General features: G+C 64.7%; 18 protein-coding genes and 1 tRNA gene. 7 read left to right on the top strand and 12 right to left on the bottom strand.

Going from position 1 to position 21286, the window contains the following annotated elements; all coding sequences use genetic code 11:
* Window positions 1-38 precede the first annotated feature (38 nt).
* Window positions 39-944, top strand: a complete 906-nt coding sequence (locus tag ACIPXZ_RS04345) for a LysR family transcriptional regulator (RefSeq protein WP_400590901.1) — start codon at window positions 39-41, stop codon at window positions 942-944.
* 114 nt (window positions 945-1058) lie between these two features.
* Here the strand turns inward: ACIPXZ_RS04345 and ACIPXZ_RS04340 are convergent, their stop codons facing one another.
* From ACIPXZ_RS04340 to def, 3 genes are all read right to left on the bottom strand, one after another.
* The gene (locus ACIPXZ_RS04340; protein WP_400590900.1) at window positions 1059-2210 is read right to left on the bottom strand and encodes an epoxide hydrolase family protein; all 1152 of its coding nucleotides are present in this window, start codon (window positions 2208-2210) and stop codon (window positions 1059-1061) included.
* Between the two features lie 205 nt (window positions 2211-2415).
* On the bottom strand, window positions 2416-3243 hold the full coding sequence (locus ACIPXZ_RS04335; RefSeq protein WP_400590899.1) for an acyltransferase domain-containing protein: 828 nt from the start codon (window positions 3241-3243) through the stop codon (window positions 2416-2418).
* 5 nt (window positions 3244-3248) lie between these two features.
* Window positions 3249-3833: a peptide deformylase gene (gene def / locus ACIPXZ_RS04330; RefSeq protein WP_400590898.1), complete on the bottom strand. Its 585-nt coding sequence runs from the start codon at window positions 3831-3833 to the stop codon at window positions 3249-3251.
* 219 nt (window positions 3834-4052) lie between these two features.
* Between def and ACIPXZ_RS04325 the strand changes: the two genes are divergently transcribed.
* The gene (locus ACIPXZ_RS04325; protein WP_400590897.1) at window positions 4053-5846 is read left to right on the top strand and encodes a BCCT family transporter; all 1794 of its coding nucleotides are present in this window, start codon (window positions 4053-4055) and stop codon (window positions 5844-5846) included.
* 17 nt (window positions 5847-5863) lie between these two features.
* On the opposite strand, the gene ACIPXZ_RS04320 is transcribed toward ACIPXZ_RS04325, so the two are convergent.
* The 4 genes from ACIPXZ_RS04320 to orn form a co-directional block, all read right to left on the bottom strand.
* Window positions 5864-6715: a PhzF family phenazine biosynthesis protein gene (locus tag ACIPXZ_RS04320; RefSeq protein WP_400590896.1), complete on the bottom strand. Its 852-nt coding sequence runs from the start codon at window positions 6713-6715 to the stop codon at window positions 5864-5866.
* An 89-nt stretch (window positions 6716-6804) separates the two neighbouring features.
* The gene (locus tag ACIPXZ_RS04315) at window positions 6805-7281 is read right to left on the bottom strand and encodes a GNAT family N-acetyltransferase (RefSeq protein WP_400590895.1); all 477 of its coding nucleotides are present in this window, start codon (window positions 7279-7281) and stop codon (window positions 6805-6807) included.
* A gap of 144 nt (window positions 7282-7425) precedes the next feature.
* Window positions 7426-7501, bottom strand: a tRNA-His gene (locus ACIPXZ_RS04310).
* 130 nt (window positions 7502-7631) lie between these two features.
* The gene (gene orn / locus ACIPXZ_RS04305) at window positions 7632-8279 is read right to left on the bottom strand and encodes an oligoribonuclease (RefSeq protein ID WP_400590894.1); all 648 of its coding nucleotides are present in this window, start codon (window positions 8277-8279) and stop codon (window positions 7632-7634) included.
* 194 nt (window positions 8280-8473) lie between these two features.
* On the opposite strand from orn, the gene mptB (ACIPXZ_RS04300) reads away from it, so the two are divergent.
* Window positions 8474-10027: a polyprenol phosphomannose-dependent alpha 1,6 mannosyltransferase MptB gene (mptB, locus tag ACIPXZ_RS04300; RefSeq protein WP_400590893.1), complete on the top strand. Its 1554-nt coding sequence runs from the start codon at window positions 8474-8476 to the stop codon at window positions 10025-10027.
* 123 nt (window positions 10028-10150) lie between these two features.
* Here the strand turns inward: mptB (ACIPXZ_RS04300) and ACIPXZ_RS04295 are convergent, their stop codons facing one another.
* Window positions 10151-11434 carry a glycosyltransferase 87 family protein gene (locus ACIPXZ_RS04295; RefSeq protein WP_400591095.1) on the bottom strand — a complete coding sequence of 428 codons (1284 nt, stop codon included), beginning with the start codon at window positions 11432-11434 and terminating at the stop codon, window positions 10151-10153.
* 8 nt (window positions 11435-11442) lie between these two features.
* Complete coding sequence (locus tag ACIPXZ_RS04290) at window positions 11443-12795, bottom strand: glycosyltransferase 87 family protein (protein ID WP_400591093.1); 1353 nt, start codon at window positions 12793-12795, stop codon at window positions 11443-11445.
* A gap of 256 nt (window positions 12796-13051) precedes the next feature.
* On the opposite strand from ACIPXZ_RS04290, the gene mptB (ACIPXZ_RS04285) reads away from it, so the two are divergent.
* Complete coding sequence (gene mptB, locus ACIPXZ_RS04285; protein WP_400590892.1) at window positions 13052-14560, top strand: polyprenol phosphomannose-dependent alpha 1,6 mannosyltransferase MptB; 1509 nt, start codon at window positions 13052-13054, stop codon at window positions 14558-14560.
* A gap of 7 nt (window positions 14561-14567) precedes the next feature.
* Here mptB (ACIPXZ_RS04285) and ACIPXZ_RS04280 read toward each other — a convergent pair whose 3' ends face one another.
* The 3 genes from ACIPXZ_RS04280 to ACIPXZ_RS04270 form a co-directional block, all read right to left on the bottom strand.
* The gene (locus ACIPXZ_RS04280; RefSeq protein ID WP_400590891.1) at window positions 14568-15818 is read right to left on the bottom strand and encodes an MFS transporter; all 1251 of its coding nucleotides are present in this window, start codon (window positions 15816-15818) and stop codon (window positions 14568-14570) included.
* A gap of 71 nt (window positions 15819-15889) precedes the next feature.
* On the bottom strand, window positions 15890-17068 hold the full coding sequence (locus tag ACIPXZ_RS04275) for an NAD(P)/FAD-dependent oxidoreductase (protein WP_400590890.1): 1179 nt from the start codon (window positions 17066-17068) through the stop codon (window positions 15890-15892).
* A gap of 1 nt (window position 17069) precedes the next feature.
* On the bottom strand, window positions 17070-17387 hold the full coding sequence (locus ACIPXZ_RS04270; RefSeq protein WP_400590889.1) for a 2Fe-2S iron-sulfur cluster-binding protein: 318 nt from the start codon (window positions 17385-17387) through the stop codon (window positions 17070-17072).
* 132 nt (window positions 17388-17519) lie between these two features.
* On the opposite strand from ACIPXZ_RS04270, the gene ACIPXZ_RS04265 reads away from it, so the two are divergent.
* The 3 genes from ACIPXZ_RS04265 to ACIPXZ_RS04255 all read left to right on the top strand — a co-directional run bounded on the left by ACIPXZ_RS04265 (window position 17520) and on the right by ACIPXZ_RS04255 (window position 21263).
* On the top strand, window positions 17520-18482 hold the full coding sequence (locus ACIPXZ_RS04265) for a LysR family transcriptional regulator (RefSeq protein WP_400590888.1): 963 nt from the start codon (window positions 17520-17522) through the stop codon (window positions 18480-18482).
* A gap of 127 nt (window positions 18483-18609) precedes the next feature.
* Complete coding sequence (locus ACIPXZ_RS04260) at window positions 18610-19809, top strand: cytochrome P450 (RefSeq protein WP_400590887.1); 1200 nt, start codon at window positions 18610-18612, stop codon at window positions 19807-19809.
* Between the two features lie 71 nt (window positions 19810-19880).
* Window positions 19881-21263 carry an MFS transporter gene (locus ACIPXZ_RS04255; RefSeq protein WP_400590886.1) on the top strand — a complete coding sequence of 461 codons (1383 nt, stop codon included), beginning with the start codon at window positions 19881-19883 and terminating at the stop codon, window positions 21261-21263.
* Window positions 21264-21286 lie beyond the last annotated feature (23 nt).

Genomic DNA, 21286 nt, shown 5'->3' with positions numbered 1-21286 from the left:
CCAATAAATTCATATCGCTAGATTGATAAAATTTCATGATGGATTCCAGGATCGAGTTGAAACACCTCCGGGCCTTCTCGGTGCTGGGGGAGGAACTGCATTTCTCGGGTGCGGCCGCTGAACTCAGGGTCGCGCAACCGGCCCTGTCCCAGTGGATCAGGCATCTGGAGCGCGAGCTGGGCGTGCGGCTGTTCGAACGGACCTCCCGCAGCGTCCGTCTGAGTGATGCGGGTGCCGTCTTCCTGCCGCGGGTGAGGGAACTGTTGGACCGCCTGGAGCGCGATGTGGAAGAGGTCCGGCGTGTGGACCGTGGGGAGGCCGGCACCTTGGATCTCGGATTCATCACCTCCGCCGGGGTGGTCGTGAGCGATCGTCTCAAGGACTTCGCCGCTCTTCGCCCGGATGTGAATGTGAGGTTGTCGACGGGTGACACCACTCAGATGCTCGAACGGCTGCGTCGTGGCAGCTGCGACATCGGTGTAGTGCGGGACGCCGAACATGAGACGGGCATCGAACTGCACTCGCTGCGTTGGGAGGACTTCGTCGCCGTTCTGCCGCACACTCACCGGGCCGTGGGGCGGCGCACGGTGACGGCGGAGCAACTGCGTGAGGATCCGCTCATCCTGTTTCCTCGCGCCAGTGGTCCGAGGGCCTATGAAGTCAACATGAAGCCGTTCCGGGACGCCGGGGACGACCGAAGGCCGGATCAGGAATGCACTGGATGGCACACCGTCCTGCAGCTTGTATCCCGTGGGCTCGGCGTCACGATCGCGCCGCGGAGCGCGACGGAGGAACTGCCCGACGGCGCTGTCGTGGTGGAACTCGACGGGCCGGTGCCGTATCGCAGCGAGGTGCAGCTCGCCGTGCGGGAAGGCGACCGGAGGCCGGTCGTGGAAGCGTTCCTCCGGGCGGCGGCGGAGTCCTCTCCGGCCGGATTCGAATGAGGTGACGTGGTTCGGACGGCATCAAGCCGGGCCTTCCGTCATCCGGTGGTCGCTCGGGCGTGTGCGAGGCCATGCCTTTTGGCAGCGCGGCCCGGGAAGGTCGTGTTCGGCGCGTTATCGGAGAGGACGATAGAAATCACGCAGTTCGCGGACCAGACGTTCCGGATTCTCGAGAGCGAGGAAGTGGCCTCCGGGTTCGGGCCCATTCCAATACCGGATGTCCTGGTAGGTTCTGGCAGCGAACTCGCGGGGATAGCCGATGTCTTCGGGTGTGAGCGTCAGTCCCGCGGGGACTGTGACGGGTGCCAGAGCCGGGGTGGCGTGGTCATCGATGTACGGACCGAAAGAGGTCCCAATGGTATTGGTGACCCAGTACAGCGTGACGACGTTCAGCAAGGTGGAGCGCTCGATGGCGGAATCAAGTTCTGAATCGGACCAATCGTGGTACTTCTCCAGAATCCAGCCGGCGAGGCCCGCCGGCGAATCGGACAATGCGGCGGCAAGTGAGTTCGGCCGCGTCGTCTGAACCGCGGCGTAGCCATCATCATGATCTGGATCGGGGACGCTTCGCTGCTCGAGGTAGCGCTGCTCTGCGATGGAGAGGGGTGTGTCCGGGCCGATGACGGGATGCAGATATGGGTGATGGGTGAAGAGCCCGATGAGACGGTCGCCATGGTCTGCTCCGAGACGGTTCGTCACGTGGGATCCGACATCACCGCCGTAGGCTCCGAAACGCTCATAACCCAAAGCGTCCATGACGTCCACCCACAGCGCGGCGATATGGGAGGGCTCGTTGCTTCCTGGGGCGAGCGGGTCCGAGTAACCGTACCCTGGCAGTGATGGGATGACGACGTCGAAGACATCCGAAGGATCTCCTCCGTTGCGCGCGGGGTCGGTCAGAGGCTCGATGAGCGGCAGGAATTCGAAGAATGAGCTTGGCCAGCCATGGGTCAACACCAGCGGAATCGGCTTCGTGTCTTTCGGACCACGGTTCCTGACATGGATGACGTGGACGTCGCCGCCATTCACACGGACCATTTTCTGTGGCAGGGAATTGACGATTCGCTCGGTGGCTTTCCAGTCGAATTCGTCTCGCCAGCAAGTGACGAATTCGGCAAGATAGTCCGGATCGACCCCGCCGGACCAGCCCGGTCCGAGACGGGGAGCGAATCGCGTATGTGCCAGTCTCGCCTTGAGGTCACTCAGGACCGAGTCGGGGACATCAAGCTGAAAATCGCGCACCTTGTTCGTAGCCGGCCGGTTCACAGCCGGCTCGTCTCAGTGGCTCGGGTGCTCGTTTCGCGGATGGAGGGGAGATATCGGCAGTCCATTCAGAGTGGCTCCTGCACACTGTTCGGTCACCAGGATGCGCCAGGAAACGGCGCGCTTTCTCGGAACTATACGACGACCTTCACGGCTCGTCCACGGTCCCGGTGACCAGATCTCCCCGACCGGAGCGGCCCATGCCCGCTCAGCCCTGAGGCAGCTCCAGGTGACCGTGCCCCAAACCCCATTCGCCGCCGTCGTCGAGGTGCTCGAGCACCGCGCGCTGCAATGAGCTTTCACGAGGCAGCTGATCCAGACCGTCGAGACCGCGCTTGCGGAAGGTGAAATAGACGGCGTCGCCGGGGGAGGCGCTCGTCCGGTCGAGGGCGAACCGCTGTGCGAAACGGGCCATATTGCTCGCCGGAAGGCGGCGGGTGAGTTCCGGGTCCAGCAGCCACGAGATGCACTCGGCCTGCTGCACGGGCTTGTCCGGGAAGAACTCGGCGAAGAACGTGACGGCCCTGGACATGCTGTCGTCGACAGCGGCAGGGGAGAGGCCCCCGCCTTCCGGAATGTGGACCGAAAGCAGCCACTCGCCAGGCCGTGCCCACTCGGCGTCCTCGTGATGCTGCAGGAGATGGAACTGCAGGCGGCCAAGCTGGAAGAGGCTGCCCGCATAGTGCAGCGAAAGCCAGCCAAAGGTCTCGAGGCTGAAGTGGCCGAAGACCCGCCGGCTGATGTCCACATGACGGCCGAGGTCGGCGAGGGTGGCCTCAGCCACCTCTGCGGGGATGTTCAGACCGTTCCAGTACTCGAGCAGTTCAGGGGTGAAACGGAGATAAGCCTCCAGCCAGACGAACTCGCCGAAGCCGCTATTCGAGGCGTAACCGCCGGGGAAGGAGCCGAGCCGTTCGCGGAGTATCTCCATCGCCGCGAGAACTTCGGGGCCGGGGACGCCGGACAGCAGTCGCAGGACGTCGTCCCGGTCACCGGCCTCAATGCCGGTGAGGTCGAGCAGCTCGGATTTCTCCACGATGCTCAGTCCTCCGTGTCGTGGCCGAAAGGGTCCGGATCCACGCCGGGCATCCAGCTCAGGCCGGGGACACCCCAGCCGTTCCGCTTCACCTGTCGCATGGCCTTGCGGGAGTATCGATCGATCAGGCGGTTGATGTAGAGCAAGCCGTCCAGATGGTCGTATTCGTGCTGCATGACGCGGGCGAACCAGCCGGTGGCCTCGAAGGAGACCGGCTCCCCGAATCCGTCGAAGCCGTCCACGCGGACCCACTCGGCACGCTGCACGGGATAGTGCTCGCCCGGGAAGGACAGGCAGCCTTCCACGTCCTCCTCTGGATCCGGCGCCGCACCGGAGACCTTGGAGAGCGTGAGCCGGGGGTTGACCAGGACACCCTGAGGCGGGACGCCGTCGTCGTTGGCGTACTTGTAGACGAAGATGCGCTTGCCGACACCGATCTGCGGAGCCGCGAGGCCCACACCGTTGGCGACATCATTGGTCTCGAACATATCGGCGATGAGGGCGCGAAGATCGTCGTCGAAGACGGTGACTTCCTCGGCCCGGCGGTGGAGCAGCGGTTCGCCCCAGATGGTCACAGGATGGACGGCCATCGCTGCCACTTCCCCTCTTGCCGATGTGCGGATGAACGACTAAGGCCGCATCGGAATCCGATACGGCCAAACGGGGCAGGCCCCGGAACTGTGCCATGAGGACACGTCCGGCAACGATACCGGAAGGCGTCAGCGCGGACAAACCGCCTGTCCGTCAGGACGGCGTTCCGGGCTTCGGCGAGCTTGCCCGCCGCTTCGGCGCTTCGATACGGTCAAAATATGCCTACGGAGAGTCAAAGCCCGCCCGAAGCGTCCACCACCGTCTCACGAACCGGGATCGCCCGTTGGGTGTTCTGGCCCACGGCGGTCATCGTGCTAGCCTTCGTGACCGCCACCGTCATCAGCCCGGAGGGCATGAGCGTCGGCATCGCCGCCGTCCAGGGTGCCATCATCGCCAACTTCAGCTGGTGGTATGTCCTGCTCGCCTTCGGCTTCGTATTGTTCTGCGTGTACCTGGGATTCTCCCGCAAGGGGGACGTGACGCTCGGCCGGCCGGAGCACGGTCCAGAGTTCTCCCTGATGAGCTGGTTCGCCCTGCTGTTCGCGGCAGGCATGGGCATCGGCCTCGTGTTCTACGGTGTCACCGAGCCTCTGACGCACTTCGCGACTCCGAAGCCGTCCATCGTGGAACAGAACCTGCAGCCCGGCGCCCAGGCCCAGGAGGCGATCGCCACGACGTTCCTGCATTGGGGATTCCAGCCGTGGGCGATCTACGTGGTGGTGGGGCTCTCGCTGGCCCATGCGATCCATCGCCGCGGACGGCCGCTGGCCGTGCGCTGGGCCCTGGAACCGCTCATCGGTGAGAAGGCTGTCCGCGGAGGCTGGGGGCACACGATCGACGTCGTCGCGCTCGTCGGCACGGTGTTCGGAGTCGCCACTTCGCTCGGCCTCGGAGTCACGCAGATCAGCGCAGGCCTGAAGTCGCTCGGCGTGATCGCGGCGGACAACCAGTGGATCGAATACGTGATCATTGTCATCGTCACGTGCTTCGTTCTCTGGTCGGTTCTTTCCGGTGTCTCCCGCGGGATGAAGTGGCTCTCGAACATCAATCTGATCCTCGCCGGAGGTCTTCTGCTGTTCGTCCTGATCGTCGGGCCTACGCAGTTCCTGGCCAAGGAGATCGTTCAGTCGGTGGGCCACTATCTGCAGAACTGGCTGGGAATGTCCACGGACACCTCTGCCTTCACGGGCGACGCCGGAGCTGCGTGGCAGGCCTCATGGTCCACCTTCTACTGGGGCTGGTGGATGAGCTGGGCGCCGTTCGTCGGTGTCTTCATCGCCCGGATCTCGCGCGGCCGCACGGTACGGGAGTTCATCCTCGGAGTGGTGCTGGTGCCCGCGCTCATCACCTTCGTCTGGTTCGGTGTCCTCGGCGGCACGGCGATCTTCCACGAGATGAACAAGTCGGACGGCTACACCTCGGTGATCGCAGCCGACGGCAGCGTGGATGCCAATGCTGCCTTGTTCCAGGTTCTGGAGCAGCTCCCGGCAGGCGGACTGCTGGTGGTGGGTGCGATCATCCTGTCCGCGATCTTCTTCATCACCTCGTCCGACTCCGGATCGCTTGTCATGGCCATGCTGGCCACCGGCGGCGATGCGGAACCCCGCAACTGGATCCGGGTCTTTTTCACGCTTGCGACGGCGGCCCTGGCCGCCGCACTCCTGCTGGCGGGAGGTCTGGCGGCCATTCAGACGCTTGCGATCACGATTGCGCTGCCGTTCAGTGTCGTGATGATCCTCATGTGTGTCGCGACGTTCAAGGCGCTGCAACGAAACGTCCGGCGTGCGGATCGCCTGCGTCGCGAGGCTCTGGTCGCCGATCTGTCGGAGAAGTTCGGTCTCGAATCCGACGACGATGCCATCGAGTCGGGACCCCGCAACGCCGATGCTTGGTGGGACGGACTGAGCAGCCGCCGACGGCAGGCCATCGTCATGGGAGTCGCCAAGGCAGCGCAATCGCTTCCGGCGGAACACCGTGAAAGTCTCCTGGGACGGCGTAAGCGCAAAGAGTAGACGGTGTGGGGGCGGTGCTAGAGCAGCACCGTCCCTTCCACACAGCTGCGGACGGTCCCGCCGACCCACAGCCGGCCGTCCGTGCCGCGACTCAGCCTCAGGCGGCCGGTACGGCCGATGCCCGTGCCCTGATGCGCCGTGTAGGGCAGGTTCAGGATGCCCTCCTGGGTCAGCCATGCGGCGAGGCCGGCGTTCAGGCTTCCCGTTGCCGGATCCTCGGCGATGCCCTGGGGCGTCAGAGTGATGCCTCGAACCTCCAGGACGGGGGATTCCCCTTCAGAGAAAGGGTGAATGGCGCACATCCCGGCTTTCACCCCGAGGCCGTGCAGCTCAGCGGCGTGGGGACGCGCTGCGCGCAGGGATTCGACATCGTGCAGGAGCAGACCCATCCAGCGGGCGCCGTTGTCGATCCATCGGCACCCGATCAGCGCGTCCGACGGCAGCTCCAAGGCCTTCAGCACCTCGGCCTGCAACTCCTCCGGGACGGGGTCCAGGACCGGGTCCGGGGCCGCGAAACTCAGCAGTTCGCCGTCGCGCCGCACGTGGACCAGCCCCTGCGCGCTTTCCTGCACCACGTGCCCAGGGTTCCGGGCCGTGCCGCCGGCAGCGAGCCAGGCGTGGCAACTGCCCAGCGTGGGATGCCCCGCGAAGGCCAGCTCAGCCAAGGGCGTGAAGATCCGCACCCGGTAGTCGGCCTGAGGTGATGTGGGAGGCAGCAGGAACGTGGTTTCGGAGAGGTTCGTCCACCGCGCGAACTCCTGCATCTGCTCGGTGTCCAGCTCCTCGCCGTCGAGCACCACGGCGAGGGGATTGCCCCGGTACCGGGCTCCGGAGAACACATCGACTTGGCGGAACGGGCGCTGGCGCATGGGATCCTCGCTGTGGGCGGAGTGGGTTCACGGATCATTCTGCCTGCTCGGCGCGTCACCACTCGTCAGGGCCGGCTCGGCCGAAGGGTTCAGCCTCCGGACAAGCGGTAGAGGTGTTCCTTCACCGTGCGTCCGATCCCGGGCGCGTAGCCGGAGTCCTGCCCGATCTCCTCGAACCCGTTCTTTTCGAGGACGGCGCAGGATGCGGGGTTGGTCTCAGCGACCCGTCCCCGGAGAGGGCGCGTGGTCTCCACCGCGAGGAAGAGTCCGAGTGCCTGTGTGGCGATGCCCTGGCCCCAAAGTTCCGGGGCGATCCAGTAGGAGATTTCGCGATCATGGCCGATCCAGAAGCTGGAGATCGTCCCGACCGGTTCGTCGCCGGCCACGATCACCCGGATCAGATTCGACGACTCCGCGCGCACTTTCCGGTAATGCTCCTCGAACGCCTCGCGGTCGCCCGGATCGGCGCGGGTGAACGCAGCCATCCTGACCCCGGCCGGATCGCTCTCCCACACGAAGATCGTGTCCAGGTCCGCATCCTCCAGGTCACGGAGTCGAAGATCCACGGGAAACCCCTTCCGGTGCGGCCATCGGTGCGATGCCGCGAACCGGTCACCGCTCGGTCAGTCTAACGACCGGCGGAATCCTCCCGGAAGGAAATGCCCCGGAAAACAGAAGTGGCGAGGTTCAGAACTGAACCTCGCCACATATGGGGTGAGTAACGGGGGTCGAACCCGCGACCTTCTGGACCACAACCAGACGCTCTGCCAACTGAGCTATACCCACCAAGCACTGCTCAACGGCGGTTTCGCGTGATTCCGTCGAAAAGCAACGTTGAATAGCTTAGCTGATCAGCGGGGCCCTTCGTGCCACTTTTCCTGGTTTCGGGGAAAATTTTTCCCGCGAGTGACGCGTATTACAGTTCCTGCTCCTGCTGGGCGGCATGAGCGGCACTCCCGGGCGCGCTGGAGATGGCCGCCGAGACTTCCCGAGCCGTCGCCGTGTCCGGTCCGGGGGCGGGTACGAAGACGGCCTGCCGGTAATACCGCAGTTCGTCGATGGAGTCCCGGATGTCACCGAGCGCCCGGTGCCCGCCGTGCTTGGCCGGGGCCTGGAAGTATGCGCGCGTGAACCAGCGGCGGGCGAGCTCCTTGATGGTGCTGACGTCGATGACGCGGTAGTGCAGGTGGTTCACCAGCTCGGGCATGTCCCTCAGCAGGAACATCTTGTCGGTCCCCACCGAGTTGCCACCCAGGGGAGCGGCGCCCGCACCGGGAGCCCATTCCTTGATGTAGGCGAGAACCTTCTCCTGAGCCTCCTCCATGCTGACTCCGTGAGGGAGTTCGTCCAGCAGCTTGGAGTCCGTGTGCATCTGGCGCACGAAGTCGTTCATCTGTTCCAGCGCCTCGTCGGAGGGCTTGATGACAACATCGACGCCGTCGCCGAGGATGTTCAGCTCGGAGTCCGTGACCAGGGCGGCCACTTCGATCAGAGCGTCCTTCTCCAGGTCCAGCCCGGTCATCTCGCAGTCGATCCAGACAATTCGGTCTTGTGTTTTAGCCACCGTGCAAGACTACCGGGCGGTCGGTTCCGGCGGCGCAGTCCGTGCCCCCGACGTCGCGGGTCCTCCGCGCCGCCGGGGAATCACGCTGATAAAATGACGTCTGCGAAAGTGGAGGCCGGGACCGTCGTGAGTCCAGCGCCGCCTTGGGCGAAGAAGTTGTGGGCGGACGTGGTACGGACAGACAGGTGGCGGGGATGACGGACAAGTCGGGCACGAAGGAATCTCCCGCACCCACCCGCTCACCGCTCAAGCGTCTTGCCCGGCTCCGCGAACCCTGGGCAGGCAATCCCTGGCCCGCGATCGTCGAAGGGACCATCGGGTCCTTCCTCGTCTTCGCCGGATCCATCGGCATGGGCTGGATCGCACCGGCCTCGCCGATGCTCCGCCACCCCCTCGTGATCTTCCTTCGCACCGAAGGGCAGGGCCTCACCGCATCCACTCTCGCCCTGAGTCTCGGTGCCATGATCCTGATCCGGTCCTGGATCCGGCTCGGGCAGCGCCTGGGCGGCTGGCAGAAGGGCTCGCTGAGGGCGGTCGTCTGGGCCATCGGCCTCTGGACTCTGCCGTTGTTCTTCGCGGTTCCCATCTTCTCTCGGGACGTGTACGCCTATACCGGTCAAGGCCGGCTCGTGGCCGAGGGCCTGGACCCGTATTCGCAGGGCATCTCGTCGCTCAGCAACTGGTTCTCACTCGGAGCCGATCAGGCCTGGGCGGAGAACCGCACACCCTACGGCCCCTACTTCCTCTGGCTGGCGCGCGCCGTCGTCGGCATCACGGGTGCCCAGCCCGATTATTCGGTGCTTCTGTTCCGTGTGGTGGCGTTGATCGGCGTCGTGCTCTGCGTGGTATACGTCCCCAAGCTTGCGGCGCAGCACGGCATCAACCCGGGCCGGGCGTTGTGGCTCGCGGTCGCGAATCCGCTTTTCCTCATCAGTTTCGTCGCCAGTGCGCACAACGACGTCCTCATGGTCGGACTGGCCGTGGCGGCTTTCTACTTCGCTTCCGTGGGGAAGCACAAGACGGCCCTCCTGCTCATCACGGCCTCCATCGGCGTCAAGATCATCACCATCGTCTTCCTGCCGTTCCTCGCCCTCATGTGGGCCGGGAAAGGGGCGAGCTGGCCTCGCCGGATAGCGTTCTGGGCCTTGGCCGGAGCAGGTTCCTTCGCGATCCTGGCGGTGAGCGGGATCCCGTACGGGCTCGGCTTCGGCTGGCTCTTCGCCCTCACCGACCCGACGCCCGGCTACACGGGATACGCGCCTTCCGGTTTCCTGGGGCAGCAATTGGAGATGTTCTGCAATGCTCTCGGTCTGCCCGGCGGGGATATTGCGACAGGGTTCCGGAGCCTTCTGAAGTACGCCTCCATGCTGCTTGCCGCCTGGCTGATCCTTCGCGGGAAGCACGAGCACCTGGTCCGCCGCGCCGGCCTGGCGATGGCATCGATCGTGCTGCTTTCGCCGATCATCCAGCCCTGGTACATCCTGTGGTTCGTGCCGTTGCTGGCTGCCACGGGAATCCGGAACGACTGGCAGATCAAGTCCCTGTACGTCGTGATCACCTTCTTCGTGGTGTTCGGCGCCCAGGACCAGCTCTCGGTCTTCTCCTTCGTGCAGCTGGGCGTCCCCGTCTCCACGGTCGCCTTCGGAGTGGCGCTGGCGATGACGGTGTACCTGGCGTTCCTGGACGTCCATACGCGCAAGGCGCTCTTCGGAACCCGCAAGTCCGACCCGTACTGGGGCGTCATCTGAACCGGACGGCCGGCGGGCGCCCGCGCCTGGAGCCGGCAGGCTGACGCCGGCGGACCGGAAACGGAGGAGCCCGACGACGCCGCACGGCGTCGTCGGGCTCCTCCATCGGGCCCCGCTTGTCAGTCAGCGGGCGGGAGCCTCGGCTCCCGAAGACAGCGGCTTCGCGGCCCGTCCCAGTTGTACGGTGCGGCGCACCGACCACACGAGCAGCACCACGAGCAGGACGTTGCGTACGGTGAGCACGGCGGCCATGAGCGGATGGGCATGGATCAGCGGAGTGTAGAAGAGCGGGTAGATCACGAAAGTGGTGATGGCGATCACCATGAGCAGCGCCCCCGGCACCTTCCAGCGTTCCCAATCGTGAGTCAGACCCGCGATGACCACGGGGGCGAGCCAGACCATGAACTGCGGGGACCCGACCTTGTTGAACACGATGAACGCCGCCGTCATCAGCAGCGCGCCCTCCAGGAAGAGCTCCTCCCGTTCTGCGCCGCGGCGCAGAGCCCAGAGGAGCAGCCCCGCACCGACCAGGACCACCACCAGGAAGAGCGGCTGCATGAGCCATGCCGCCACCGAGGCACCGGGGCCATAGACCTCCGATGAGTTGATCGCCACATTGTCCGCGATGTGTGAGCCGGCGATCCCGAACACGCTCAGCCAGACCCACGGGGTGGAGAACGTGGCCTCCAATTGCATCCCGCGTTCACCCTGCTGGGTCATGAAGTCCGCGATATGCGAGAGATTGCCGGTGGACCAGGTGCCGATGACGACGGCGGCCGTGACGGCGACGCCGGTGATGAGCACCTTCAGCCGGTCGCGGCTGGCGATCAGAATCGGTGCGATCACAGCTGCAGGCCAGACCTTGATCCACGTGGCGACACTCAGCAACGCTGCTGCGATCACCGGGCGCCGGACCGCCGCGAGCAGCGCGACCAGCACGAGGGGGGCGACGATGCCTTCGACGCGGGCGAAGCTGAGGTAGCCCATGAAGACGAGGAAGAACATCCACCACCAGGCCGGTGCGATGCCGCTCTGGCGGCGTGTTCCGGAGACCAGGACCGCGAGGGCCCAGGCATTCAGAGCCGTGATGATCAGGAACCAGCCGAGGAGGTACAGCGACGGGCCGAACAGGTTCGCCAACTGGATCGGGATCTGCGCCAGGGCCGGATAGACCCACGGCGTGATCGGCACCATTCCGGGCCGGTCCGGCACGAACCCGGTGGCCCATTGACGGTATTGCTCGGTGTCACTGAAGGTGTCGCCCTTGAGGAAGAAGGACGCCATCCACGCCAGGAAGTAGAGATGAACCACCGCGAAGCCCCACCACACGCTCGAACGCGTGCCGAACCAGGCGACGGCTCGTGGGGGAAGCACCCGGTCGCGCAGGGTGGTCAGACGGTCCAGCATGCGGGGCTTCACTCCGCTTCCGCGATGTCGGCGCCGCGCGCGGGACTCTCAGCGGCGGTCGGCGTCGTGCGCGGCGCGGGGGAGACCTTCGCGTCCCGTCCGAGCGAGTAGAGCCTACGGACCGAGAGCACCAGCAGGCCCACCAGCAGCAGGTTCCGGACGGTGAGGACGAGGGCCATGAGCGGATTGTTGTGGCTCAAGGCGTCGTAGAAGAGCGGATAGATCAGGAAGGTGGTGATCGCGATCAGGATCAGCATCACGGCGGGGGTGCGCCACGCCTTGAAGTCGTGCACCAGGCCGAGTGCGACGGCCGGGGCGAGCCAGACCATGAACTGAGGGGATCCGACCTTGTTGAAGACGATGAAAGCCGTCGTCAGCGCGAGTGCGCCGGCCAGCAGCAGCTCGGTCCTGTCGATGCCGCCGCGCGTCTTGCCCTGGTGCAGAGCCCAGAACACCAAAGCGGCGACCACGGCCGCGGCAAGGATCAGAAGAGGCTGCATGAGAGCGGACATCACGGTGGTGCCCGGGCCGTCTACCTGCATCGAGTTGATATCGGTGTTCATGTACATGTGGGAATCCCCGATGCCCAGCACCGAGAGCCACAGCCACGGCGTGGTGAAGGTGGCTTCCAGCTGCATGCCACGGTCGCCCTGCTGGGTGAGGAAGTTGAGGAGTCTGGGCAGTACGCCCAGCGCAGCGGCGGCGACCCCGACGGCGGCCGTCACGACGCCGCCGCCCAGGATGACCTTCACGCGGTCCTTGACCACTGCGAACAAGGCGAGCATGACGGCCGCCGGCCAGACCTTCATCCAGGTCCCGACGGCGAGGATCACCGAAGCGACGAAGGGACGCCGCACCCCGTAGCTGAGGGCGATCAGTACGATCGGGGCCGTGAAGCCGTCGACGCGGGCGAATCCGAGCCAGCCCATCAGGAACACGAAACTGAGCCACCACCAGGCCGCAGGCATGGATTCACGCTTGCGTCCCCAGTCCGTGAGCATGCCCAGGGCGACTCCGTTGAGCACGGTGATCATGAGGACCCACAGGAAGAAGAACAGCGCCGGGCCGAAGACGTAGGCGATCGCCATCGGCGGCAGGGCCAGGATCGGGTAAACCCACGGACTCGGTCCGGAGATGAGACTTTCGTTGAATCCCGCCGCGACCCAGTCCCGGTAGATGAACGTGTCACTGAAGGCCTCATTGCGGGTGGCAAGGACCAGCGCGAAGATCAGGAAGACCGCGTGGAGCAGGCCGAAACCGGCCCACAATCCGGTCCGGCTGCTCAGCCAGTCCTGGGCCGGACGCGAGAAGATCCGGTTCCGGACGGTCGTGAGTTTCGAGAAAAAGGCGTCGGAGAAAATGAGAATGTCCTTGTCTGCCAGCGATCAGGTCCATGGCCGTGCACAGTGAAGAAGGCCTGTGACTGGGCGTGTGCGGTGGAGCGAGGTGAAGGCCCAGACGGTACATTTTATCCCAGTGGCTTCTTCCCAGCCGATCTGCAGTGACGGCGGGTAGTGTCTCCGGCTGTGGCCTCGGCCGGGCACGGACCTCCGGATCGATCATTCCGGTGCGCCGCGTTGTTGTGAGGCTGTCGAATCGGAAGGAACAAGAGCTGAGATGAGTGCGCCGAAGCCGGCCCCGGGCGGGCCGGAAGTGGCCCTGCGTCAAGGCCTGGTCGGTTCGATCCTCATGACTGTGGGATCGATGGGCGTCGGCTGGCTCGCTCAGGGCAGTGTGCTGATCCGCACCTGGCCCTTCATCGTGGCCCGGACCACGCTTCCCGCGGTCATCGTCTGCACGGTCCTGGTGTGCGTCGGCGCGCTCCTGCTCCTGCGCGCGTGGTTGCGGCTCAATCAGCGTGTCGGTGCCTGGACCCCGGAGCATCGCCCGCTGCTGAAGAAGGCGCTGTGGTACTGGGTGACGCCGTTGGTGTTCGCCTTGCCGCTCTTCAGCCGGGACATGTACGCCTACTTCGGGCAAGGCCGTCTGATGCTCGAAGGCCTCGACCCGTACAAGAGCGGCATCTCCTCCCTCAGTAACTACTTCTCCCTCGGACCGGACACGCTCTGGACCGAGGCGCCGACCCCGTACGGCCCGCTGTGGCTGTGGATCGAGTTCGGGGCGGTGCTCATCAGCGGTGGCGCACCCGAACCGGCCCTGTTCATCTTCAGGCTGGCCGGCGTACTGGGTGTGGTGCTGCTGTACATCTACATCCCGCGACTGGCCGTGATGTGCGGACTCAACGCCGAACGGACCATCTGGCTCGTGGTGCTCAATCCCGTCCTGCTGATCAACTTCGTCGCCAGTGGCCACAATGATTCGCTCATGATCGGGCTGGTGGTTGCAGGTGTTTACTACGCGGCCACGCGCCGGGCGGTTCGAGGGGTCATCCTCATCACGGCGTCGATCGCGGTCAAACCGATCACCATCCTCGCCCTGCCCTTCGCCGGGCTGTTGTGGGCGGGCAAGGGTGCACGATGGCCTCGTCGTATTCTCTGCTGGGGTGCGACGGCGGGGATCTCGCTCGGTCTGCTGGCCGTGGTGGGGGTCTCGAACGGGCTCGGCTTCGGCTGGCTGGGGGCGTTGCAGACGCCGGGGACGGTCTGGATCTGGTTCGCCCCGGTGGGACTGCTCGCGCATACGGTCGGTTTCGTGGTCCAGCTCTTCGGGAGCAGCGGAGACCCTGTGACGGATGTGATCCTCACCGTCGGCAAGGTGCTTTCGGTGCTGGTCGTCCTCTGGCTGGTGTTCCGCTGGCCTTCCGGGGAGAAGAACTTCACTCGCGAACTGTTGCGCAACACCGCCTGGGCGTTCGCCGCTGTGGTGGTCCTCGCACCGGTCATCCAGCCCTGGTACATGGTGTGGCTGCTGGTCTTCTTCGGTGTGACCGGAATCAGTGACGGCTGGCAGATGAAGCTGGTCTACTACCTCTCCGCGTTCTTCGTCCTCATCGCCCTGACCGACCAGCTCAACGTCTTCGGCTGGATCCCCATCGACATCGTGCGGGCAGTGGCGATCGTCGTCGGCGTCGTCCTGGTGCTGCACATGATCTACGCCGACCGGAAGACGCACCACCTCTTCCACGCGCCGCGCTTCTGGAAGAGGCTGTCCCGCTCAGAGCGGTAGGCGTCGCTCAGCGGGGCTGCACGCCGTCGTCGTCCGTGGAATGACGCAACGGAGCGGGGTGCGACAGTCCGCGGGAGTCGGGGACGAGCAGCCAGGCGAGGGTTGCCGCCCCGAGGAGCGCGGCCGTGATTCCGAAGGCCCAGCCGAAGCCGGCGGCGTCCACCACGGCCCCTGCGACGAGTGGCCCGAGCACGCCGCCCAGATCGCTCGCCATCGAGTAGGCGGCCACGACGTTTCCGCCCCGCCGTTGGGCGAGCACGTCCGCGAGGACAGCTTGCTGGGCGGGGTTCACCAGCGCCGAGCCGGCACCGGCCACGAGCATGACCAGCAAGGTGGTCCAGAGGACCGGCGTCGCGGGAACCAGCAGATAGGCCACCGTGAGGGCCGCCATCCCGATGACCAGCAGCGGTTTACGGCCGAGCGTGTCGCCCCAGCGTCCCGCAGGGAAGATGAGCAGGGCGTTGCCGGCCGCATAGGCGGCGAGGACCCACGCCGCCGTCGCGGGGCTGCCGTGCAAGGCGACCACCACGAAGAGCGGGAGTACCGAGACGCGGATGCCGAAGGATGCCCAGCCGAAGGAGAAGACCGAGAGGAGCAGGGTTCTGTACTGCCTGATCCCGAGTGCTAGGCCGAAACTGAGCTGAGGAGTGTCCTCGACGGGCTGCGTCAGGCTTGCCGTCCGGCGTGAGCTGCGCAGGGCGACCGTGACCACGATGGCCGCGGCGATCAGGGTCAGGAAGTAGAAGACGAACGGCGCGCGCAGTCCGAAGGTCGTGACGAGACCGCCGAACACAGGACCGAGGAGCCCTCCGAGCAGGAATCCTGCGGCATTGAGGCTCGCGACCCGGGCTCTGGCGTCCGGCGGGCTCACCTTGATGAGCAGGGCGGTTGCGGCGATCGTGAACATCGCAGACCCGACACCGCCCGCGCCGCGCAGCACGACGAACTGGGTGTAGTCGACCGCCAGAGAGGCGGCTCCGGTGGACAGGGCGACGATCAGGATGCCGGCGATGTAGGTTCGCTGTTCCCCGAACCGCCCGATCACCCAGCCGGCCAGTGGTGCTGACACCAGACGCATGAGGGCGAAGGCACTGACGATGGCGGATGCAGCGAAGTTCGAGACGCCGAATTCGAGGGCGAACTGCGGGATGACGGGGGCGACGACGCCGTAACCGAGGGCTACGGTGAAGCCTCCGGCGACGAGCGCCCAGACCTCGAAGGGCAGCCGGGGTTTCCGGGTTTCGGGGGTGTTGAGCACCAGATGATCTTAGCCGTGGACAGAACGGGCCGCTCCTGATTGGCCGTCGGGATGCAGATTGCTCCTGGACTTCAGGGCGTCTGGATGAGTCCAGTCGCAGCGAGGGACCGGCGCGCCTTCATATGCGGGCCTGGGGCATTGATCGTCTCGACAGCGACGACGGTTCCGTTGCGGACTCGCTCGACGACCAATTGTCCGTTGTCGCCCTGCGACACGACGCGAGCACCGTCGTCAGGTTTCGCGATCCCGGCGATCTGCAGACGTCGTTCGCCCTGGGTGCTCCAAAACCAGGGGACGGCGCAGTAGCTGTCGGAGCTCTGACCGGTGAGGACGGCGGCGATGAATCGCGCCTGGTCGGTTGCATTTTGGACTGATTCGACACGCATCTCCGCGTCGGCGAAAGGGTTTGGGTACTTTGCACAGTCACCGATGGCGAAGATTCGATGGTCTTGAGTCCGGAGCAGATTGTCCACCAAGATGCCGCCGTCGGTGGCCAGACCGGCCTGCTTCGCCAGTTCGTCGCAGGCTTCGGCACCGATGCTCACGACGACCCGGGCTGCTGGGATGATCTCGCCGCCGGCGAGCTCCACGCCTGCCACACACCTGTCCTCGCCAAGGATCGACGTGATGTGGGATCCGCAGCGGATCTCGACACCTTCTTCTGCATGGTAGCTCGCGAGGGCGTCCGCAGTATTGCGGCTGAGGACGCGTCCGAGGATTTGAGGGGCCATCTCCAGAACCGTTACATTACCGATCTTTCTGGCCTCGATCGCGACTTCCAGATTAAGGAGTCCTCCGCCGATGAACACGGTATCGCCACCTAGTTCGAGGTCTCTGTGCAGGGCATCGGCATCTTCGATGGTGCGCACCGTATGGATGCCCATCAGGTCGTGACCCGGAAGCCGGAGACTTCGAGGGCGAGAGCCCGTTGCAAAGATCAGCGTGTCGAAGCCGATTCGACGGCCATCGCGGAGCTGTACCTGCCCGGCTCCGCGGTCGACTGCCTCTACGAAGGTGTTGCACCACAGCGTAATGCCGTCCTGTTCAAGCGCGTCACGGCTGCGGAGCCGTAGGTCTTCTCGTCCTTCTTTGCCTGCCAAATAGCCCTTGGAGAGGGGCGGCCGCTGGTACGGATCGTGAGTTTCCTCCCCTAACAGATGAATTTCGCCCTTCCATCCTCGCTCGCGGAGCGCGACCGCCGCTGTGAGTCCGGCTTGGCCGGCTCCGATGATCACCACGTTCTTGTCCACGTCACACCTGCCGCTGAGGAAGACGAACGATGATCTCCGAGAAATGGCTGCCGGCGGAGAGCTGGCAGCCGAGTCTGCTGTTGCTGCGTCGTTCGTCGGCCGTGCACTCGAGCATTTCCGCTTCGTCGTCCTCGATGTCCGGCAGCTCGCAGTCGGCGCCTTCGACGAAGACATGGCAAGTGGCACACATCGCCTGGCCGCCGCATTCCCCGACGATTCCGCCGATGCCGTTCAAGACTGCCGCGCGCATGATGCTTTGGCCCTCGGTGGCTTCGACCTCCACTGAGTCGTCGAGCCCGATATACGTGATCTTCGGCATCCTTGCCTCCTTGAAACGTGCTTCGCGGGCCATGGGAACCCCTGTGCTGCCTCGAGTATGGAGCAAGTTGATACCTTCGGAAAAGCGGGAATAGTCGTTGAACTTTCCCGGAATATTCGCAATAGTTGTGAAATGCGCAACAGCGAGTCGGTATCTCTCGTCCCTGCGGAAAAGGTTCCGCAGATCCCCTACACCCTCCGGCAGATCGAGTGTTTCCTCGCAGTCGCGGAATCCGGATCGATCGCCAAGGCGGCTCTGGCACTCAACGCGTCGGACTCCGCGGTGTCCGATGCGATCACTGTCCTGGAAAAGGCGTTGGGTGCTGAGCTGTTCCGTCGGCAACGTTCCCGCGGCGCGACGCTCACCTCGGACGGCCTCACGATCCTGCCCATAGCCCGTCGCATCGTCACGGACGGGGCGGAACTGAGCGCATCCGTGGGACGAGAGCTCAGCGCGGTGGTGGGTCCAGTCCGGATCGGAGTGCTCGGCACCTTGGCGAGCGTCATCCTTCCGCGTCTGATCCTCGTGCTCCGTGAGAGCTACCCCGGCATTCACCTCGAGTACCGGACGGGTGATCTTGAATCGATGATCTCAGCCGCTGACAGCGGGGAGATCGACTTGATCGTCACCTTCGACATCGGCGTACCGCCAGAGTACCGCCGCGTCGGTATTGCGGTCACAGAAGCTGTTCTGGCGGTCTCCGAGGATCATGCACTCGCGGGGCGGAGCCGTGTGGCGCTTTCCGAAGTGGCAGATGAACCGATGGTGCTTCTCGACATCGTGGCGAGTCGTACTCACACGCTCGAACTGATGTCCAGCCAGGGGATCACTCCGAGAATCCATTACCGAACCCCCGACTACGAGCTTTGCCGAGCGCTGGTCGGCCGTGGTCTGGGCTACACGCTCCTCATGCGGCGTAAGGTGTCGCCGGAAACGTGGGATGGAAAGCGGCTCGTGTATCTGCCTCTCGATCCCGCACCCCGTCCGGTGGAGGTGCTCATCGCCTGGCCCCATCGTCCGATTCCGCCACGGGTATCCGCCGTCGTCACCTGCCTGAAGACGCTCCGGGGTGAGATCGTGACCAGTATGGAGTGACTTGAATTCCTAATATTCCGTGGTTTCTCCTCGGAAATATCCGCTTGAGTCGAGGTTTGGGCGGCTTCATCATGGCTGATGAGAGGTAGGCCACATCCGGTGGCTTCGCTGCAGAGGGAGTCATGCAATGGAGAGCGTCGTAGGATGGGCCGAGATGCCCGTGGCTGAGTGGTTCGATCCAGGGGCTGCCATGCAGGATCCGTATCCCCAGTTTGAGAGGCTCCGTGAGCTGGGACCAGTCGCGTATGTCCCGGCCGTCGACAGGGTCTTTCTGACTCGGCACGAGGTGATCAGCGACGCCGAGCGTAGGCCGGAGATTTTCAGTTCTCAGTCGGAGAGCAACCTGACAATGGTCCGAGCCCTGGGGAGCCGGCCGATGCTCCGCAAAGACGATCCGGGGCACGCCGAGGAACGTGCCGCGATCAACCCGACGCTCAGGCCCAAAGCGGTGAAGGGGCTGTGGTCACCTCGTTTCGCTCAGAATGTCGAGCGCTGGATCGACCATCTGCTGGAGATCGGCCCGCAAGAAGCAGATCTCAACCGCGATTTCGCGGCGCCGGTGGCCAGTCAGAACCTCATCGACCTCCTGGGGTTTCCCCAGGACGTCTCGGTGGACGCCATGGCTCGATGGTCCACCTCGTACATCGCAGGGATCGGCAATCTTCTCGACGATCCCGAAATCTGGCGTCGCTGCGAGGAGAGCCAGACGGAGGTCGATGCACTTCTCGATGATCTTCTCCCACAGCTGCGTCGCACGCCGAACGGATCGATCACCTCTCATCTCCTGGACGTCGGTCTGCCGGAGGAGTCCGTGCGAGCGAACGTGCACCTGACGATCTCGGGTGGCATGAATGAACCCCAGCACATGATCACCAATCTCGTGTGGGCCCTTTCCAACCACCCGGATCAGCGGACAGCAGTCCTATCCGGCGACGTTGCCTGGGGGGATGCTTTCGAAGAGACCGCGCGCTGGCAGTCGCCGATCGGCATGATCCCGCGCGAGGTCGTGAGAGATGCCGAGTTCCATGGTTTTCACCTGTCGTCCGGGACCAATGTCGGACTTCTGCTCGCGAGTGCGAATCGCGACGGCGTCGTCTTCGTGGATCCCGACAGATTCGACGTGCGGCGGACAGCGCGTGGGCATCTGGCCTTCGGCAGTGGAGTCCACATGTGTGCGGGACGCTGGGCCGCCAAGGCGGCCATCGCCGACCACTCGCTCCCGATGCTGTACTCACGGATTCCGGGGCTCGACCTCGACTTGAGCCGGGAAATCGTCTGGAACGGCTGGGTGTTCCGCGGCATCACCTCGTTGCCTGTCACCTGGTAGGCGACGACACAGAGTCCGGGCGGTACCCCGCTCTACTTTTCTCGCTAGATCTCAGACAAGGACGTCAGAACATGGCAGAGACCATCAGGGCAGCGGGGGAGACCTCCGCTGCCGAACGGCGCAAGGTCGTCGCAGCCTCGATCGTGGGCACCACGATCGAGTGGTACGACTTTTTCATCTATGCATTTGCAGCGAACCTCGTGCTCGCCCAACTTTTCTTCCAACCGGCCGGACCGGCCATGATGCAGATCATCTCTTTGGTGACGATCGGTCTGTCTTTCCTGTTCCGTCCACTCGGTGCTTTTCTTGCCGGGCACTTCGGCGACCGACTCGGGCGACGCCCCATGCTGGTCATCACCCTCTTGCTCATGGGCATAGCCACCACGGGTATCGGCCTCCTGCCCACATACGGCGACATCGGAGCGACTGCTCCCGTCGTCCTGATCCTGCTGCGTGTTCTGCAGGGTCTCTCCGCTGGAGGCGAATGGGGCGGGGCGGTGCTCATGGCTGTCGAACATGCTCCGGTCCGTCGGCGGGGACTCTACGGGATCTTTCCGCAGCTGGGGGTCCCGCTCGGCATGCTGCTGGCCTCGGCGATGCTGGCATTGGTCCAACAGCTGGCTCCTGGACCGGCCTTCGCCGCTTGGGGTTGGCGCGTGCCGTTCCTCTTCTCGTTCCTGCTCATCGTCGCCGGTTTCCTGATCCGGCGGTCTGTGGACGAATCCCCGGTATTCAGTGAGATCGCCAGGACACGTCAGCAGGAGTCGGCTCCGATTGCGCAGGTGTTCAGGCGGTGCACGCCGTTAGTTGTGCTGAGCGCCCTGTTCTTCGCCGGCAACAATTCGGTGGGGTACATGCTGACCGGCGGTTACGTTCAAGGACTCGCGTCGCGACCGGCCGGCCAGGGCGGACTCGGCTACGACCCGGTGCAGGTTCAGATGGCTGTTCTTGTGGCCGCCCTGGTGTGGGCGGCTTCGACGCTCGCCGCCGGCGCTCTCAGTGACCAGTTTGGCCGGAAACCGGTTGTCATGGTCGGTTGGGTGGTCCAGGCGGTGGGAGTCATCCCCCTGTTTCAGCTGGTGTTCACCGGTGGCGTGTCGGGCGTGCTTTTCGGTACGTGCCTTCTTTCGCTGGGTCTGGGGCTGACTTATGGACCGCAGGCGGTCTGGTACGCGGAGACCTTCCCGGCGTCCATCCGGTTCTCAGGGATTTCGATCAGCTATGCACTGGGCGGCGTGATCGGCGGAGCCTTCGCGCCTACGATTGCGCAGATCTTGCTGCAGTCCTACGGGAGTACCTGGGCGATCGTCGTCTACCTCCTGGTCATGACCGGAATCGGTGCCCTGGTGACTTCATTGCTCAAGGACCGGACCAGAGTTCCTCTCGATCTCGAATCCGAGAGGAACGGGACCTGGAAGGACTGGGACGTCAAAGGCGGCTCCCGCGCCGTCTGACCAGGTGAACGGCCCCTCATGGT

Origin of the sequence: Arthrobacter sp. NPDC090010, assembly GCF_044748305.1 — a bacterium.
GTDB lineage: Bacteria > Actinomycetota > Actinomycetes > Actinomycetales > Micrococcaceae > Arthrobacter_E.
This window is presented reverse-complemented; position numbering and strand designations above follow the sequence as displayed.

What these genes read in the sequence shown, in the direction of transcription:
- ACIPXZ_RS04345 (WP_400590901.1), top strand. Translation starts at nt 39, where the DNA reads ATGGATTCCAGGATCGAGTTGAAACACCTCCGGGCCTTCTCGGTGCTG.
- def (WP_400590898.1), bottom strand. Translation starts at nt 3,833, where the DNA reads ATGGCCGTCCATCCTGTGACCATCTGGGGCGAACCGCTGCTCCACCGC.
- ACIPXZ_RS04325 (WP_400590897.1), top strand. Translation starts at nt 4,053, where the DNA reads ATGCCTACGGAGAGTCAAAGCCCGCCCGAAGCGTCCACCACCGTCTCA.
- ACIPXZ_RS04320 (WP_400590896.1), bottom strand. Translation starts at nt 6,715, where the DNA reads ATGCGCCAGCGCCCGTTCCGCCAAGTCGATGTGTTCTCCGGAGCCCGG.
- mptB (WP_400590893.1), top strand. Translation starts at nt 8,474, where the DNA reads ATGACGGACAAGTCGGGCACGAAGGAATCTCCCGCACCCACCCGCTCA.
- ACIPXZ_RS04295 (WP_400591095.1), bottom strand. Translation starts at nt 11,434, where the DNA reads ATGCTGGACCGTCTGACCACCCTGCGCGACCGGGTGCTTCCCCCACGA.
- mptB (WP_400590892.1), top strand. Translation starts at nt 13,052, where the DNA reads ATGAGTGCGCCGAAGCCGGCCCCGGGCGGGCCGGAAGTGGCCCTGCGT.
- ACIPXZ_RS04270 (WP_400590889.1), bottom strand. Translation starts at nt 17,387, where the DNA reads ATGCCGAAGATCACGTATATCGGGCTCGACGACTCAGTGGAGGTCGAA.
- ACIPXZ_RS04265 (WP_400590888.1), top strand. Translation starts at nt 17,520, where the DNA reads ATGCGCAACAGCGAGTCGGTATCTCTCGTCCCTGCGGAAAAGGTTCCG.
- ACIPXZ_RS04260 (WP_400590887.1), top strand. Translation starts at nt 18,610, where the DNA reads ATGGAGAGCGTCGTAGGATGGGCCGAGATGCCCGTGGCTGAGTGGTTC.
- ACIPXZ_RS04255 (WP_400590886.1), top strand. Translation starts at nt 19,881, where the DNA reads ATGGCAGAGACCATCAGGGCAGCGGGGGAGACCTCCGCTGCCGAACGG.